The sequence below is a fragment of the Halioxenophilus sp. WMMB6 genome (assembly GCF_033283405.1).
GTDB lineage: Bacteria > Pseudomonadota > Gammaproteobacteria > Pseudomonadales > Cellvibrionaceae > Halioxenophilus.
Genome location: NZ_JAWMQR010000002.1, coordinates 712,792 through 729,365, shown reverse-complemented (window position 1 = coordinate 729,365; position 16,574 = coordinate 712,792). Strand labels below are relative to the sequence as shown.

18 protein-coding genes are annotated in these 16,574 nt (G+C 61.1%); 2 read left to right on the top strand and 16 right to left on the bottom strand.

The genetic code is table 11. From position 1 onward, the window contains the following. Window positions 1-36: 36 nt before the first annotated feature. Entirely contained in the window at window positions 37-1,674 is a 1,638-nt protein-coding gene (locus tag SBL51_RS08795; protein WP_317930530.1) for a di-heme oxidoredictase family protein, read from the top strand. 90 nt (window positions 1,675-1,764) lie between these two features. On the opposite strand, the gene SBL51_RS08790 is transcribed toward SBL51_RS08795, so the two are convergent. Beyond that, complete coding sequence (locus SBL51_RS08790) at window positions 1,765-2,481, bottom strand: 2OG-Fe(II) oxygenase (protein WP_317930529.1); 717 nt, start codon at window positions 2,479-2,481, stop codon at window positions 1,765-1,767. A gap of 251 nt (window positions 2,482-2,732) precedes the next feature. Here SBL51_RS08790 and SBL51_RS08785 point away from each other — a divergent pair, with 251 nt between their 5' ends. Then, complete coding sequence (locus tag SBL51_RS08785; RefSeq protein ID WP_317930528.1) at window positions 2,733-3,200, top strand: flavodoxin domain-containing protein; 468 nt, start codon at window positions 2,733-2,735, stop codon at window positions 3,198-3,200. Here SBL51_RS08785 and hypF read toward each other — a convergent pair whose 3' ends face one another. From hypF to cybH, 15 genes are all read right to left on the bottom strand, one after another. Then, window positions 3,201-5,576, bottom strand: coding sequence for a carbamoyltransferase HypF (gene hypF, locus SBL51_RS08780; RefSeq protein WP_317930527.1), 2,376 nt, complete (start codon window positions 5,574-5,576; stop codon window positions 3,201-3,203). Further along, on the bottom strand, window positions 5,576-7,021 hold the full coding sequence (locus SBL51_RS08775) for a sigma-54 dependent transcriptional regulator (RefSeq protein ID WP_317930526.1): 1,446 nt from the start codon (window positions 7,019-7,021) through the stop codon (window positions 5,576-5,578). Before SBL51_RS08775 ends, hypF begins: the two co-directional genes overlap by 1 nt. A 24-nt stretch (window positions 7,022-7,045) precedes the next feature. Beyond that, window positions 7,046-8,095: a hydrogenase expression/formation protein HypE gene (gene hypE / locus SBL51_RS08770; RefSeq protein ID WP_317930525.1), complete on the bottom strand. Its 1,050-nt coding sequence runs from the start codon at window positions 8,093-8,095 to the stop codon at window positions 7,046-7,048. After that, the gene (gene hypD, locus SBL51_RS08765; RefSeq protein WP_317930524.1) at window positions 8,092-9,258 is read right to left on the bottom strand and encodes a hydrogenase formation protein HypD; all 1,167 of its coding nucleotides are present in this window, start codon (window positions 9,256-9,258) and stop codon (window positions 8,092-8,094) included. Before hypD ends, hypE begins: the two co-directional genes overlap by 4 nt. Next, window positions 9,258-9,497: a HypC/HybG/HupF family hydrogenase formation chaperone gene (locus tag SBL51_RS08760; protein ID WP_317930523.1), complete on the bottom strand. Its 240-nt coding sequence runs from the start codon at window positions 9,495-9,497 to the stop codon at window positions 9,258-9,260. Before SBL51_RS08760 ends, hypD begins: the two co-directional genes overlap by 1 nt. A gap of 26 nt (window positions 9,498-9,523) precedes the next feature. Next, entirely contained in the window at window positions 9,524-10,450 is a 927-nt protein-coding gene (gene hypB, locus SBL51_RS08755; RefSeq protein WP_317930522.1) for a hydrogenase nickel incorporation protein HypB, read from the bottom strand. After that, a complete protein-coding gene (gene hypA, locus SBL51_RS08750; protein WP_317930521.1) occupies window positions 10,450-10,791 on the bottom strand; it encodes a hydrogenase maturation nickel metallochaperone HypA in 342 nt (113 codons plus the stop codon). Before hypA ends, hypB begins: the two co-directional genes overlap by 1 nt. 2 nt (window positions 10,792-10,793) lie before the next feature. Next, the gene (locus SBL51_RS08745; protein WP_317930520.1) at window positions 10,794-12,047 is read right to left on the bottom strand and encodes a nickel-dependent hydrogenase large subunit; all 1,254 of its coding nucleotides are present in this window, start codon (window positions 12,045-12,047) and stop codon (window positions 10,794-10,796) included. Then, entirely contained in the window at window positions 12,040-12,636 is a 597-nt protein-coding gene (hybE, locus tag SBL51_RS08740) for a [NiFe]-hydrogenase assembly chaperone HybE (RefSeq protein WP_317930519.1), read from the bottom strand. The genes SBL51_RS08745 and hybE overlap by 8 nt, the downstream gene beginning before the upstream one ends. Beyond that, window positions 12,633-12,833, bottom strand: coding sequence for a rubredoxin (locus tag SBL51_RS08735; RefSeq protein ID WP_317930518.1), 201 nt, complete (start codon window positions 12,831-12,833; stop codon window positions 12,633-12,635). The genes hybE and SBL51_RS08735 overlap by 4 nt, the downstream gene beginning before the upstream one ends. After that, a complete protein-coding gene (locus SBL51_RS08730) occupies window positions 12,830-13,696 on the bottom strand; it encodes a hydrogenase expression/formation protein (RefSeq protein ID WP_317930517.1) in 867 nt (288 codons plus the stop codon). Before SBL51_RS08730 ends, SBL51_RS08735 begins: the two co-directional genes overlap by 4 nt. 31 nt (window positions 13,697-13,727) lie before the next feature. Next, entirely contained in the window at window positions 13,728-14,159 is a 432-nt protein-coding gene (locus SBL51_RS08725; RefSeq protein ID WP_317930516.1) for a hypothetical protein, read from the bottom strand. Window positions 14,160-14,164: 5 nt separating this feature from the next. Further along, entirely contained in the window at window positions 14,165-14,476 is a 312-nt protein-coding gene (locus SBL51_RS08720; RefSeq protein ID WP_317930515.1) for a HypC/HybG/HupF family hydrogenase formation chaperone, read from the bottom strand. 1 nt (window position 14,477) lies between these two features. Next, complete coding sequence (locus SBL51_RS08715; RefSeq protein ID WP_317930514.1) at window positions 14,478-15,200, bottom strand: HyaD/HybD family hydrogenase maturation endopeptidase; 723 nt, start codon at window positions 15,198-15,200, stop codon at window positions 14,478-14,480. Between the two features lie 680 nt (window positions 15,201-15,880). Then, window positions 15,881-16,564: a Ni/Fe-hydrogenase, b-type cytochrome subunit gene (gene cybH, locus SBL51_RS08710; protein ID WP_317930513.1), complete on the bottom strand. Its 684-nt coding sequence runs from the start codon at window positions 16,562-16,564 to the stop codon at window positions 15,881-15,883. Window positions 16,565-16,574 lie beyond the last annotated feature (10 nt).

Sequence of the window (16,574 nt, the reverse complement as noted above, 5' to 3'; positions counted from 1 at the left end):
TTGTTGAGCGCACACTTACTAAGGAGACTTTGCACTATGTCAGGCATGCAATTGATAACGAAAAAATTTGGCCTGTTGGCACTTTTCCTACCCGGCCTTGCCGCTGCCGCGACGTTGGTTAACCCGAACGACACCAGCCAGCAGCCACCACCCGGTGAGTACCCCGCGTTGACGGTGACCATTACCCAGGACGATATCGAGTCCGGTGCCTTGCCGTTGAGCGATATTCAACAGCAGGGCGAACAGCTGTTTGCCACCCCGTTTAATCGTTACGACGGTGTCGGCGATGGCCCACAAAACCTGGCGACCACCTCAGAAGAGGGTGGCCGGCCTTCGTTTATTGTTGGCAACGATGATATCCCCCATCCCTTTCCGTTGCGGGTTAACGGCCTGGATGCCCAGGCCTGTGTCGAATGCCATTTTGTCGGCAGTAACGGCGTGATTCCCGCCCGCTTTTTAGTGGGCGGGGTGGGCGGAATTGCCGCCATGGCCATGCCTCGTGCCACCGAGTTCGACATCGACGACCAAGCGGGCAACGGCTTTGCCTTTTTTAATGGCCGCATTATCAATCCGCCGTTTGTGTTTGGCTCCGGCGGTATTGAACTGTTGGCCATGGAGATGACGCTGGAGCTGCAGGATATTAAAGCCAAAGCACGGGCCAACCCGGGTGAATTGTTTGCCCTGGAGACCCACGGCATTAACTTTGGTTACATCAAGTGGGATCTGATTACCGCCACCAAAGCGGTGAAGGATGAGATAAAAGCGCAGAAGGAGAAACGCTTCGCCCACAACTGCAATCCGGCCGGCACCAGCCTGGTGGATGACGAACTGGCGCGCGATAAATTTATCGGCTTTAGTGCAGTACCCAAGCTCTATGCCGATAGCAACGATGGCGACAAAACCAAGGCGCTGGCGTTGGATACCAGCCAAGTGGTGGGGGTGGCCACGGACCTGATTGTGCGCCCCTTTGGTCGCAAGGGTAACAATGTCACCACCCGCGACTTCGACTGTGGCGCGCTCCGTTTTCACCAGGGGGTTGAGCCGGTGGAGATCTTCGACGATGTTGATCACGACGGCGATGGTTATATTGATGAAATTGGCGTTGGCCCCATCTCGGCCCTGGCCATTTTTAATACCACCACCAAACCACCGCAGGCATCGCCGCAGTCGGTAGTTGCCGCCGTCGGCGCGGCACTGTTTGATGAGATTGGCTGTGCCCGCTGCCATGTACCGGAAATTGCAACCAGAAGTGCGGTGTTAAATTATTACTTTCCGGAATTTGGCCCGGGGCTGACGCTGTTTACGCCAGAAACGCTCTACTATCAGGTGGATCTCAGCCAACCGAGTATTGGCTTTCCCAGCAACACTCATGGCGGTATCACCGTGCCGCTGCACTCGGATTTGAAACTGCACGATATGGGGCCGCGCCTGCAAGAGACCCTGTCCGGCCAGTCGGAAGAGCAGAATCGTACCTTTATTACCGCCCGCCTGTGGGGTGTGGCGGATACCGCCCCCTATCTGCACGATGGCCGCGCCTCAACACTCACCGACGCGATTCTGCAACACGACGGTGAAGCCTATGCTGAGCGCGAGGCGTTCCGGGTGTTAACCGATGCGCAACGACGGGCGCTGTTGGCCTACCTGCGCACCCTGCGCACGCCCACCAGTTTGTAACTAATTGCATCTGCCTGGAAATAAAAAACCTGCCGTTTGGCAGGTTTTTTATGGGGGTTATTGCGTTGACGCGGTTAGCGAGCCGGCCAATCAATGATAGGCATTGTCATCGCGCTGGCTGCCCACTTTTTTATCCATTCGGTTAAACAGATTTTTGATCTTCTGGGAGAGCTTACCGCGCTTGGCTTTGCGCTTGGCGTCCTCGTCGCTGACCAGCCAGGCGATTTGAATCACCCGGCGCTCGCCTTCGAAGGGCAGGTGGCCGTGGAAGGAGTTGTCGGCCCGTTTAAAGGCGACCAGGGTGCCAAACTTGGGTTGAATTTCCGGTACCACCGTGTCTTCGATATCGTCAATCTTGTTTAAAAAGCGCAGGCAGCCTTTGCCCTCACCCGACCACTCCTCATTCAAATAGAGCAGCAGGGTGGCGACCTTGGATTTGCCATCGGTGTGGATGGTGCCATGGCGCTTGTTGAGCTTGGTGGCAATGGAGACGTAGGTGGGGTATTGGGCGAGGTTGTCGATGCCCAGCTGCTCACCCAGGGGGTTGGCGAAGCCTGGTGCGGCGATCTGGTCGATCAACTCGTTGATGGTGGTGGCACAGCTCTCGCGGTTGTAGGGCAGGTAACCGGCGCTTTTGTTGAGTGGGAAGTCATCGATCAACGTCTGCTTATCGCTTTCGTCCAACATATTGGGCGCCACCAGAAACGAGAAGGGGGCGCGCATCACCAGTGCCTCGGTAGTGGTCAGGCCGCTGGCATCAACATAGCTGTGTTGGCTGGGCGCGATTGCGCCTGTCTGTGCATTCATCACTCTCTCCCATCGGGCAATTTTTTGGCGAATATTACCATCTGATTAAACTCAGGTTAACAATTGATGAATTTTTGGTGGCGGCGGAATGGTCGCACTGTGAGCTGTTCGAGGTGGCGTGGGAGGCGGTTTGGAAATAGGGGGTAGCGGGTGGGAGCAGTGGCTTACTGCGGGTGAGGCCCTCTTTTTGCAATACCCGGGTGGCTAAGCTCGGCATTGTCGGATAACCACCAATCGAGGGCATGATCACTATGGCCAAAATTCTTATTCTGGTCGGCAGCGTCAACGGCTGTGCGCTGCAGTCGGCGGAGGCGGTGGGCGCCTTAATGGAGCGCTTGGGCCACCAGGTAGAGCTGATCTCGGAGTTGGGGCCACGCGATCTGCTGCGCGACCCACAAGAGCTGCTGCTGGTTTGCTGTTCCACCACCGGCGATGGCCAGTTGCCGCGCAATTTGTACGGCATCTACTACGCCATGGACGACGGTGTGGTCGACCTGCACGGCCGCTACTACGGGGTGATTGCCCTGGGCGACCGGGGCTACCCGCAGTTTGCTGCCGGTGGCTTGAAGCTGGAGGGGATGCTCTATAAAGCCGGTGCCAAGCGCATTGGCGATATCTGCCTGCTGGATGCACAGGTGGAAGATAACCAACCGCTGGCCGCCGCCAAGTGGGCTTTGGAGTGGCATAAGCTGTTGAGTGAACAGGGTGTCGCGGCCTGATTAGCCCAGCGGCTTCATCGACTGGTTTTGGGCAAAGGCGATCACCGCCTGGCCCAGGGCCAGACCGCCATCGTTAGCCGGTAACAGCCGCGGGCTGAGTACCTTAAGCGGCTGTAGCGCTTGTGACAAACCCGTCAAAATCAGTTGGTTCTGCATAACCCCGCCGGCCAGCACCACCGTGCTGCAGTTGGCCTCGGCGGCAATCCTGTGCGCCACATCGGCGACGCGCTCAATCACCGTTCGATGAAAGCGCGCGGCGACCACCTCGCGGGCGACTCCGGCCTGCAGATCCGCCAGCAGCGGCCGCCAGAGCCCGGCCCAGCTCAACTGTTGGTGATTACTCTGCTCGATCTCATACGGCGCGAGCGGCTTATCCCAAGCCTGTACCGCCAGCGCCTCCAGCAGACAGGCCGCCTCGCCCTCGTAACTCTGCTGCTCCACACAGAGTCCCAACACCGCCGCCACGGCATCAAACAGGCGCCCGGCTGAGCTGCTCTGCGGGCTGTTGAGGCCGCGCTCGGCCATGGCGGTAAGTACCGGCAGCGGCTGTTGCTGCAGAAACTGAACAATGCCCAGCGCTCTGAACTCGCGGGCCAACACCGGCCACTGGCTGTGGTTGAGCAGTTGGCTGAGGGCGTTGCGCCAGGGTTCGATATTGGCCTTGTCGCCGCCGAGCAGTGGCAGCGGCTGAAAATGGGCCAAACGCCTTGCCGAGCGATAGTCGGCCAGGAGCAGCTCGCCGCCCCAGAGCGTGCCATCACTGCCGTAGCCCAGGCCATCCAGGGCAATGCCCAGCACCGGCCCGCTCGCCAGTGGCAGGCCGTGCTCGGCCATAACACTGGCGATATGGGCGTGGTGGTGTTGCACGGCGGTGACTTTGGCCTGCTGACTGGCCGCCCACTGCCGGCCCAGCTGGCTGCTGACGTAGCGGGGGTGCTGGTCGATGGCGATATGGTGGGGTTGAAACTGGTAGAGCTCGGCAAAGCGTTGCAACTGGCCGGCAAACTCCGCCTGGGTGACCGGGTGGTGCAGGTCGCCAATGTACTGGGAGGTGACCGCCCGCCCCTTGTGCAGCAGACAGAAGCTGTTTTTCAGGTCAGCGCCCATGGCCAGCAGGCCATCGGCCGCGCTAAAGCCCTCGGGCAGGGGCAGGGATTCGGGGGCGTAGCCCCGTCCCCGGCGCAGTAGTCGCGGCTGTTGGTCGATCACCTGCACCAGCGAGTCATCCACCCGGTTGCTGATTGGCCGGTTGTGCAGCAGGAAGCTGTCAGCCACCGCGGCCAGTTTCGCCAGTGCCTCGCCGTTATCGATAATCTGCGGTTCGCCCCGGGCGTTGCCGGAGGTGAGCACTATCGGCTGTTGCAGGTGGGCCAGCAGCAGATGGTGCAGGGGGGTGTTGGCCAGCATCACGCCAAGGGTCGACTGGCCCGGTGCGATCGCCTCGGGCAAGGCCGCGCCACGCTTGGGCAGCAGTACAATGGGGGCGGCGGCGGAGTTGAGCAGCGACTCCGCGCTGGGGCAGAGCTCGGCAAATGGCTGAATGGCGGAGAGATCGCGGGCCATCAGCGCCAGGGGTTTACTGGGCCGCTGTTTTAGCTGGCGCAGGCGGGCGATGGCCTGTGCATTACTGGCATCCACCGCCAACTGAAACCCGCCCAACCCCTTAATGGCGACAATAAGGCCGGCCGCAATCTGCTGGGCGGCGCGGGCAACGGCGTCATCCGTAGTGACTTCTAGCCCCTGCTTATCCACCAGCCACACCGCCGGCCCGCACACCGGGCAGGCGTTGGGCTGGGCGTGAAAACGGCGGTCGCCGGGGTGGTGGTATTCGGCCAGGCAGCTCGGGCACTGCGCAAAGCCGGCCATACTGGTGTTGGCACGGTCGTAGGGGATGGCGTTGACGATGGAGAAGCGCGGGCCACAGTGGGTGCAGTTGATAAACGGGTAGTGGTAGCGGCGGTTGCCGGGCTCGAACAGCTCGCTCAAACAGTGGGGGCAGGTGGCGGCATCGGCGGTAATGCTGGTGGCGAGCAGCCCGCTGCGGCTGGCCCGAATGGTAAAGTCCTGTGGTGGTGGTTGATCCTCCAGGCTGCTTGGCTCGATGGCGCTGGTCTCGATGCCGTCGATGCGGGCCAAGGGCGGCAGCTGCTGCTGCAGTTGCTGTAAGAGGCTTTCCAGCTGCCGGCCCTGGTACCAGGCAAAGATCTCCACCCCTTCGCCGCAGTTGGCCACCCAGCCGGTGATCTGATTGGCTCTCGCCAGGCGAAACACCGTCGGCCGGAACCCCACCCCCTGCACCACGCCGCGCACCGTGAGCTTTTTGGCACGCAGTGGGTTGTTGGTTGCGACCGGGGGGATAAGGGTGGCGCTGGCCATCAGGGGGTGACCAGTTTGGCTGAGCCCTCCAACGGGCTGCTGCGATGGATACCGTAGCGCTCCACCTTGCTGCGCAGCCCAACCCGGGAGAGACCCAGCTCATTGGCCGCTTTGCTCTTGTTCCAGCGCAGGCGCACCAGGGTTTCGCGCAGAATTTTGGCCTCCAGGGCCTCGACGCGATCCTTCAAGGTGCCGGTGAGGGTTTCGCTCGGCGTCGGTTCGCTACTGGCCAGGGCCTGGCTTACCCGCCGGTTGAGCAGCTCGGCGCCGAGGGTCATGGCGCGGCTGGTGACCAGCATGCGGCTGATCTCGTTTTGCAGTTCGCGCACATTGCCCGGCCACGGGTAGGCCTGCAGATAACGGTAGACCTCAGCGGTGAAGCCCTGGGCCGGTTTGCCCAAATTTTTGATCGCCTGGTCGAGCAGGCAGTCGGCCAGCAGGGGGATATCGTCGGGCCGTTCGCGCAGGGGCGGCAGGGCGATGGTGACCGGTGCGATGCGGTAGTAGAGATCCTCGCGAAACTGGCCGGCGGCCACGGCCTGCTCCAGGTTTTTATTGGTGGCGGTAATCACCCGCACGTCGATGCGCTGGGGTTGGCTGCCGCCCAGTGGCCGCACCTCACCCTCCTGCAACACCCGTAACAGTTTTACCTGGAAAGCGGGTGAGATCTCGCCAATCTCGTCGAGAAACACGGTGCCGCCATCGGCCCGCTGAAAGAGGCCCGGGCGATCCTCCACGGCGCCGGTAAAGGCGCCGCGTTTGCAGCCAAACAGCTCGCTCTCGAGCAGGTCATCGGGCAGGGCGCCGCAGTTCTCCACCACGAAGGGTTTATCCCAGCGCAGGCTGTTGTTGTGCAGCGCGCGTGCGGCCAGCTCCTTGCCGGTACCCGATTCGCCGGTGAGCAACACCGAGATATCGTAGGGGGCCACCTGGTAGAGGTGCTCGCAGATGTCGTTCATGGGACTCTGCGGGCTGCGCACAATGCCATCTTTAAAGTGGTAGCTCTCGCGCTCGCTGGGGCTCTGTTGGCTTTTGTAGCCGGCCATTTTCAACTCGAGGTTGAGGGTCTCGTTCTGGCGCTGCAGTTGAAACAGCAGGAAGGCGTTTGCCACCGTCAGGCGCAGGTGCTGCCCCTGCCAGGGGGCGGCAATAAATTGATAGACCAGCGACTGCAGCTGGGCCAGGGCGGCGATGGTTTTGGCCTCGCCCAGGACAATGCACTGCAGCTCCGGCCAGCGGCTTTTGATATCGGCAATAAACTGGCCATCGCTTAGCATCTCGCCGGCGCAGACCACGATCTGAATCCACTGGTCGGCGAGCAGTTTTTCTGCCTGGGCCAGGGAGTCGGCGGCGAACAGCTCGTAGCCGTGTTGCAGGCTCTGTTGCAGTTTGGCCCGCGTCTCCTTGTGCGAGTCGATAATCAATACGGTCGCTGGTGTTGCCATAGTGGTGACGGCTCCCTGGGTTGTTCAGCAGATGCGCGGCAGCTGTTCGCCGGCCAGCCAGTCCACCACCCGGCTGCCGCCAAAGCGGGTCTGCATCTGCACAAATTGGTGGTCATCGGCCACCACCTCGCCAATGATGGCGGCCTCCCGGCCGAGCGGGTGCTGGCGCAGGGTGCTGAGCAGCTGCTCGGCGTCATCGCTGGCGCAGATGCAGATCAGCTTGCCCTCGTTGGCGATGTAGAGCGGGTCCAGGCCGAGCAGCTCACAGGCGGCCAGCACCGCCGGTTTGACCGGAATGGCGGCTTCGTTAATGCGCATACCCACCGCCGACTGCTGTGCCAGTTCGTTAAGCGTGGTGGCCAGGCCGCCGCGGGTTGGATCGCGCAGGCAGTGGATATCACAGCCGGTGGCGACCAGTTCGGCAATAAGCCGGTGCAGGGCGGCCGAGTCGCTGCTGATTTCGGTATCGAACTGCAGGTTCTCACGGCTGGCCATAATGGCGACGCCGTGGTCGCCCATGCTGCCGCTGACGATGATCTTATCGCCGGGGGCGGCGCGGTTGCCGCTGATGTTGCACGCCTCGCCCACCACACCGATGCCGGTGGTGGTGATAAACACGCCGTCACCCTTGCCCCGCTCCACCACCTTGGTATCGCCGGTGGCAATCACCACCCCGGCATCACTGGCGGCCTTGGCCATGCTCGCGGCAATGCGATCGAGATCGGCCAGGGGGAAGCCCTCCTCCAGAATAAAGGCCGCCGACAGGTAGAGTGGTGTGGCGCCGGCCATGGCGACATCGTTGAGGGTGCCGTGTACGGCCAGGGAGCCGATATCGCCGCCGGGGAAAAAGAGCGGCGAGATGACGTGGCCATCGGTGCTGATCACCATGCGCCCGGCCTGAGTGGCAAACAGAGCGTTGTCGTTGCCCTGCTCAAGCAGTGGGTTGCGGAAGTGGCGGACAAAGATCTGCTCAATCAACTGGGCACTGGCGCGGCCGCCGCTGCCGTGGCTTAAGTCGACCTTGCCGTGGGCGATATCGAGCGGTTGACTGAAACGTTGCACCAGGCTGTTCATGCGCGGCACTCCTCGCTGGCTGGGCTGGCAGTGGTGGGTTGGCGAAAGCGGCCGTAGCTCCAGTAGGCGGCACAGGCACCCTCGGAGGAGACCATGCACGAGCCCATGGGGCTGGCTGGGGTGCAGGCTTTGCCAAACAGGCGGCAGTCGGTGGGTTTTTTCAGGCCGCGCAGAATATCGGGGCAGGCACAGGCCTTGTGGTCGCTGCTGTGGGGGTTGATGTAGTCGGCCAGGGCGAATTTCAGCTCGGCATCAAAGGCGCGGTAGTGGGGGCGAATCTGCAGGGCGCTGTTGGCCATAAAACCCAGTCCGCGCCACTCGAACTGGTCGCGCAGCTCAAACACATCGGCCACCAGCTGCTGTGCCTTCTGGTTGCCCTGGGCCGTGACCACGCGCTCATACTCGTTCTCCACTTCGGCCCGCCCCTCGTTCACCTGGCGGATCAGCATCAACGTGGATTGCATGACATCGAGGGGTTCAAAGCCGGCAATCACCACCGGTTTGTGATGCTGTTGGGCGACAAACTGATAGGGCGCACTGCCGATGATGGAGCTGACGTGAGAGGGGCCGAGAAAGCCATCCAGCGGCAGCGGTTGTTGATCGGCCACCGGCGCCGCCAGAATAGCGCGAATGGCGGCGGGGGTGAGCACGTGGTTACAGAGCACCGAAAAATTGCTGAGCTGCTCGGTGGCCGCCTGGCGAATGGCCACCGCCGTGGGCGGGGTGGTGGTTTCAAAGCCGATGGCCAAAAAGACCACTTCGCGCTGAGGGTTGTCGCGGGCAATCTGCAGGGCATCGAGGGTGGAGTAGACCATGCGCACATCACGCCCTTCGGCCTTCACTGTCAGCAGGCTGGTGCGGTCACTGGCGGGTACGCGCAGCAGATCACCGTAGCTGCACAGAATCACATCCTGCGCGCGCACCAGTTGGATGGCCTGGTCCAGGCGGGCGATGGGCAGCACGCACACCGGGCAGCCGGGGCCGTGCACATACTCGACATTGGCCGGCATCAGATCCTGAATGCCGTAGCGAAAGATGGCGTGGGTGTGGCCGCCGCAAAACTCCATAAAGCGGTAGTGGCGGGCGGGGTCGACCGCCTGGGCAATGTTGCCGGCAATGTGGGCGGCGAGATCCTGCTGGCGATACTCTTCGATGTAACGCATTAATCCAATGGCTCCATCAGTTGGGCGGGCAACTCGGCAAACAGGCGCAGGGTTTTTTCCGCCGCTTCGGCGCTGATCTTCTCCAGGGCATAGCCCACGTGAATCAGCACAAAATCGCCCACGTTAACCTGCTCCACCAACGCCAGAGAGATCGACTTTTTTATTTCGCCCAGTGCCACCAGCGCTGTTTCGCCGCTGCTGTCGATTTGCAACACCTGGGCAGGAACCGCCAAACACATATCTCTACTCCTGAAAGGATTGCCGGCTAGTGGCCGACACTGGCCAATAACTGGCTGGCCTGTAGCCACTGATACCACTGCTCCAGGCCGGCACCACTGGTGGCCGAGAGCTGCAGCACTTTTATTTTGGGATTAACCTGGCGGGCGTAGGCGATGCACTGCTCCACGTCGAAGCTCAAATAGGGCAGCAGATCGATTTTGTTGAGCAGCATCAGATCGGCGGCGTAGAACATGTCGGGGTATTTCAGGGGTTTGTCTTCGCCCTCGGTGACCGACAAAATCACCACCTTGTGCGCTTCACCCAGGTCGAAGGCGGAGGGGCAGACCAGGTTGCCGACGTTTTCAATAAACAGGTAACTGTTATCTTCCGGCGCCAGATTCTCCAGCGCGTGGCCCACCATGTGGCCATCCAGGTGGCAGCCCTTGCCGGTGTTGATTTGAATGGCGTTAACGCCGGTGGCGCGAATGCGGTCGGCGTCGTTGGCGGTCTGCTGATCGCCCTCGATCACGCTCATGGCTACTTGCCCGGCCAGGTCGGTGATGGTGCGGGTGAGCAGGGTGGTTTTGCCGGAGCCGGGGCTTGAGACCAGGTTGAGCGCCAAAATGTGGTGCTCGGTAAACCAGCGGCGGTTGGCGGCGGCGTACTGATTATTTTTGCCGAGAATATCCTGCTCGATCTGCACCATGCGCGCCTGGCTTAAACCGGGCACATGGGCGCCGGCCGGCCCCTGGCCGTAATGGTGATCCTGCTGATGGTGATGGCTGTGGTCGTGCTGAGCGTGATCATGCCCGTGGCTATGGTCATGGTCATGGTCGTGGCTGTGACCGTGTGCGTGATCATGGTCATGACTGTGGCCATGGTGATGGTCATGATGATGCCCGCCAGGGTCGTGGTCATGGCCGGATTGCTCGATCTGGGTCTCGCCTTCGGCACAGCCGCAAACAGTACACATTACTCCACCTCCAACTCTTTAATTCGAAACTCTTCGCCGGCTGTGATCTGCAGTTGGCTGCTGCCACAGTTGGGGCATTCGCTAAAACGCTCTTTAATCACCACCACCTCGGCACAGGGCAGGCACCAGGCGAGCCCGGGCAGGTCGATCATGGTGAGTGTGGCGCCTTCGGCCAGGCTGCCGCGCGCCACCACCTCAAAACTGAACGCCAGGGCGGACTTCTCAACACCGGCAAACTGGCCCACTTCCAGCCAGACCTGTTTCACCCGGGCGAAGCCCTGTTGCTCGGCGGCGCCGGTGAGAATCTCCAAAATGCTCTCGCTCAAGGCCATCTCGTGCATGGTCAGTGCGGCTCCTCGGTGGGGGTGATTTGCAAGTCGTAGGCGACGCAGGGGTCGATGCTCTCGATGTAAACCCGCGCCTGTTGCTCAATGGCCTGGGCACTGCCGCGTAAATTGTTAAGGCCCTGGGCCACCACTCCCTGGTGGGCGAAGTTCCACTCGGTGGGGGCCAGTACGGCGTAGTGGCGAATGGTGGTGCCGTTCAACTCCACCCGGTGCAGCAGCAGGCCGCGGGCGGCGTGGGCCGCGCCCAGGCCGGTGGCGGCGGCCAGCGGTTGCGAGGCGCTGTAACCCCGGTGGTGGCCGGGTTCGACTAACTCGCAGGCCATGCTCGCCAATTCGGTGAGGCGGGCCAGGGCGCGGGTGAGCAGGCCGTTGCCATAGCGCTGCCGGCTCTCGGTCAGCAGGGGGCTGGTGGCGCGGGTGCAGCTGCTGGTCTCGGCGGGGGCAGCGCGCCAATGGGGTTGCTCAATAAAGGCTTGGTCGGTCATCTGCTGGGCCAGCACCAGCCACTGTTGCGGCGCGAAGTCGGCCAGAGGCGGTACCTCGCTTTGGCCGGATGCCTGCCATTGGCACTGGTTGATGGCACGCAGCAGGCGGCTGGCAGCGGTGTCGGTGTGCTCCAGCCAGGTTGTCAATTCACTCAGGTTGGTGATTGCTAACCAACTGGTCAGCGCCCGGCCAAACAGGCGATTGCCGAGTATCGCCAGCAGTTGCTGGCAATTGGCCGCCTGTTGTGCACGCGCCGCCAACAGGGCTTTTTCGGCTTTGACGGCCTGGCTGCGGTTATTGGCAAGGGGCAGGCGGGCCGCGGCCAGGGCCTTGTTAAAAGCGATCAACCCCTGGCGAATGGCGAGCAGATCTTTTTTGCCGGCACTGCCATCGCTGCTGGTTTGGTCACCGCCGGCCGGGCTGGTCAGGGCTTGTGTCAGTTTTGGCCAGTCGAGCAGTATCCGCCAGCAGTGTTCGCCAATGGTTTCGGCGGCAATCAGCTGTTTGCGCAGCTGGTTTTGCCAGGGCGGTGCTTCACGGCCCTGGGCCGCTTCAATGGCGCGGGCACCGGCAATCGACTGGGCGTTACCGCACACGGTAAACAGCAGTGGCAGCAGAGTAAGCGCCTGCTCAATGGGCTGGCCCTGGAATATCTGGCTGGCGTGGATCGGCCGCGTCGAGCGGATGGCCACACTCGATACCTGCTCGCCGGCAAGCGCCAGGCGCAGGCTGATTTTGCCCTCTGGCAGCGCCGCGCTAGTCACTTAGACCCCCGGTTAAAAAGGCGCGCCGGCTGAGGCCATGGTTGCGGGCCGCGGCCAGCTCCTCTTCCACTTCTGCTTCCGGGCGGTAAAGCGGCGCCAGGCTCTCGGTGCTGGTGATCAGTGTGCTGTGCTGGGCGGCGCGTTCCTGTTGTTGGCGCGCCAGCTCCGCCTCTGCCATGCCATTAAAGAGCTCCGCCATCACCGCTTGGGCGGTGTCGGCCACGGCGCCATCGTCGGCAAAATCGAACATGGGCGAGAAGAGTGAGCAGAGGCCGTAGGCGCCCAGCTTCGCCTCGGCGCCGAGGGTGAATTCGTACTGGCCGGAGGGGAAGGCGAGGCTGAATTTTTTGCCAAAGCCCAGTTGGTAGAGGGGTTGTGCTGCATCATTGGCGGGCAGCGCCATCAGGTTCATAAACCAGGGGGTGGCCAGCACGCCAATGAAGTGCTCCTGCCATTGGGTAAAGTGCAGCGCCTGTACGCCCAAGTCGGGGTTGACCACCGGCACCTGCTGCATACGCGTGGCGAGGATGCCGGCGTAGACCCGCTGCAGAGTGGTGGTTAGGCTCTCGACATCGGCAAAGTGGCTCATTCGCTGATTACCAAAAAGCCATTTTTATCACTGTCGCACTCGGGGCAGCTCCAGTGGCTGGGCAGTGCCGCGAAGGGGGTGCCGGGGGCTATCTGCCAGACCGGGTCACCCTCGGCCGGGTCGTAGACGTGCCAGCAGATTTTGCACTCCATACGCGGCCCGTTGTCGCTGGCGGCGGTGGTCGTTGGTTCGCTCACGCGTAGACCTCAAGAATTTCGCGCAGGCGTTGACTGCTGTCGTTGATGTCTTCCTGAGCGGCACAGGCGGCCTCTGGCACCTGGGTAATCTCCAGGGTATTTAAGATGTTCTTGTCCTGAGAATTAAAATATTGCACCCACCAGACATGGCTCAGCTGAGTACTGGAGATGCGGCAGTTGCCGTAACCGCGCGAAAGAATTTTGGTGTTGCCTTCGCCGAGGACGGTGTCGAGAAAACCGAGGTCGTATTCGTTGATGGGCAGCAGGGTGAGATTGATGACGTGATTGTTTTGCTGTTGTTGGAAGGCGGCCAACTGATCGTTTATTTCAGCGATTAACGGCACCGCGTTGCCCACTCCAGGGGGCACGGCCTGGGGGTTAAATTGGGCGGTGGCTGCGGCTTGGCTAAAGGTTTGTTGCGCGATCAGGCTCGGCACGCTGCCCACCTCAATCTGGTCGGCCACCAGATTGCCGCCGCGGTAGCCTTTTAAACGCCAGACACCGGCCAGCACCGACTCCTGAATTTTAATTTCCGTCTCACCATCAAACAGAATGCTCACTTCGCCCTCGCCCAACACCTGGTCGATCAGATCGAGATTGGCGGCATCCAGCTCGGCCAGGTCCACCGCCAGCGGTGGCTGATCAGTGGTGTAGTCCACCATGGCGGCGAGCAGCTCCTGCAGTAACTGTTTGGCCTCATCGACGCCGACCAGCTCTTCCGGCTCCGGCAGTATCGGCGCGGCGTAGGTCGACATACCCGAGGGCAGTTGCAAAATATCGAGTTCGGCGCCGTCGATCTCGCTGGGTTGGCTGCCGGGGCCGCTGGCCGGGTTAAAGTAGAGTGTGCCGTCGTTACCGCTCATCTGTTTATCTCTCTCTTTTTAATGCGCTGCGTTACAGGTTGACCACGGGAATAGTGGGCAGTGTGTCGTCGGAGTAGAGCTCGTTAATCTGCTCCAGGTAGTCCTGCCAATTTTGGATGTGGCTGATGGCGCCGCGATAATTGCCCTCTTTAAAAAAGGCGAGGGTGGGCCAGGTGGTGAATGGGTAGCGTTGCTGCAGGGCCAGCTGGTCCTGTTCGCCCACCAAGCCGGCGGTTAGCTCGGGAATGGCCCGGACCAGCTCCGGCAGCACCATGGCGACATCGGCGCTCTCTGGGTAGCGCTTTGGGTCTTCGGCAAAAAAGAGCACGGCCATGGGGTTTTGGCCGAGAAAGTCGTCCAGGTTGGTTTGGTCAAGCACGGCAATGCCGTGCCTGGCGACCATGGCGCGCAAAATGGGGCTCTCAATGTGGACGGCGGTGGTGGCTTCGGTTGCAGTGGCCATAGTTTTTAATCCTTGCTCTCGCTGGTGCGCAGAAATTCCGGCAGTTGAGGTTCGCGGTCGATGAGGTCGGCAAACAGGTGTTCGAAGCTGTCGCCGGCAATGGCGTTTTGCAAACCGATGAGTGCCGCCAATATTTTTTCCGCCTGCTCGGCCTCAATCTGTTCGCGCGCGGTATTTAAAAAGGTGAGCAGCCAGTTGCCGGGCTGCTGCGGGCCAACCAACAGGGTGTCGATGGTGACCAGTTCGCCGTTGGGGGTGGTGCAGAGGCTGGCTTCGGCATAGGCCTCCAACACCTGCATGGGGATACCAATACACACCTTAGCTCTGCTCCGTTTTGCGATAACTGTCGAGGTGTTGATCCAGGGCAACGCTGATGCCGTCGATGTCGACTGCGCGGTAGCCCACCTGGAAATCGGGGGAGTTGAGCACCCGGCCATCGCCGGCGCGACAGGCGGCCTCGGCCGAGGGGCGCTCCTGTTCGTAGAGATGCATGCTGGCAATGGCGCCGGCGGCGTCGGTGTCGGCAAGCAGCGGTTCGGCGCGCAGCTGGCCGTGAATATCAAAGCCGGCCAGGTAGTCGAGCGCTGCCTGCAAGGCGGGGGTGAGTTGGGCTTTGACGTTGTCGCTGAGACTGCCGCCGTAATCTTCCAACTGTTCCGGTTGCACACCGACCAACAGCAGGTGCTTGGGGTAGTCGCCCAGCATCTCGGCCATGGCCAGCACCTCCTGGAAACCGGTTTGGTGCAGGCTCACCTTTTTGGCGCCCAGAAATTTAGGCACCTGGTCGCCCTCCACCAGCTTGAGGGTACCGCCGGGCAGGCCGTAATCGACGGCATCGAACACCACCAAAATATCGGCGTCGCGGATGTATTGAACGAGATAGATGCCCTGGGTGCCGCCATCGAGCAGCTGCACTTGGCTTGGGAAGTGGTAGAGGCTGTTGAGGGTTTCCACTGCGCGCACGCCGAAGCCCTCATCGGCCCAAAGCAGGTTGCCAATGCCTAAAATCAGCACATTATGGTCGGCTCGATTGGAGCTCACTGCGAATTCCCCCAAAGCAAAGTGTTGTGGTTTTTAAAGCCGGCAACCCGGTTGCGGCCAACGGACAGACAAGGGGATACCGACCACCCTGATTCCGGGGTGGGTTATCAACTGCCTATCAATTTTGCTTTGCTAAAGGAGAAGTGACCGTCACTGGTCTGCTTGGATATTTACTGCTGTTATTTTGGGTTTCGGCGACTTGGCCCACCCTTTTTATTATTGGTATCGCTATTCCCTGAATATTTCTACGTGCCTGATAGGCTGTTACCTGAGTAACCGCCACAGGCGATATCGCTGCCTGAGGACCAACAATTTTCTTGGTTGCCGGGCGGCGATGAGCGGGTGACTTTACAGAAGGGACGAGTGCGGTCGCAAGCCTGCCATTTGATTGAAAACAAACTTTTCACATTTATCGCCGGTAATGAGAAAGTGAAAAGTTGCTTGCCACTTGTTACACCGTTGGCCGATCAAGCGCTGAAAATGGTTTATCCGGTGGCTTTTGCAGCCAGGCCAATGAGCTAGCCAGACCAATGAAATTGGTAGGGCCGCCAGCTAGAAGGGGCCGCCAGGCGTGGCGAGTAGGACCGGTGGGGGAAACATTTGGTGGAAACAGTTTGGGGGCAAGCGCAGAAGGAGGGTATGGCAACCGGGTGTTGGCGCACCCGGCTGCCAAGGGCGGTTCAGTCGCGGTCATCCTTAAACATGCGCCAGCCGCTGATCATGGTACTGACCAGGCTTTGGCGCGACATAATATCTTCGCGCACGGCGGCGTAGATGTGCAGCATGACAAACACGGTGATCACCCACAGCCCCCAGTGGTGCCACATGCGCACATCCTGGCTCTGGCCGAGCAGCGGGATCACCCAGCCAAACAGGCTGTCCTGCCAGCTGCCGGGCCCGGCCTGCTCGGCATAGAGGGCGAAACCGGTGAAGATCATCACCACGCTGCCCACGACTATGATGGCCACCATAAAGATGGTCGCCAGCGGGTTGTGGCCGACGTACTTTTTCGGCTCCTTGGCTAAAAAGGCGTACCAGCGCACCTCGTGCAGCAGCTCCCGCCAGTAGCTGGGCTTAAAGATGGGGAAATGGAATATCTCCCGCGAGTACTGGTTGCCAACAAACGACCAGTAAACCCGGCCGATAAAGCCAATCACAAAGATATAGGCCGCGGCAAAGTGGGCAAAGCGGACGTAGCCCATGACAAAGTGATCGCTGGCTTCACCCGGCAGGGTGGGCAGCGGGTTGGCAATCAGGTAACCGGTAACGCCCAGCACAACAATGCACAGTGCGTTCACCCAGTGCCACAGGCGTACCGGCGCTTCGTAAACGTAAACCGCCGTCTGTTTGGTGGTTGTGGCCATGTTCAGCCTC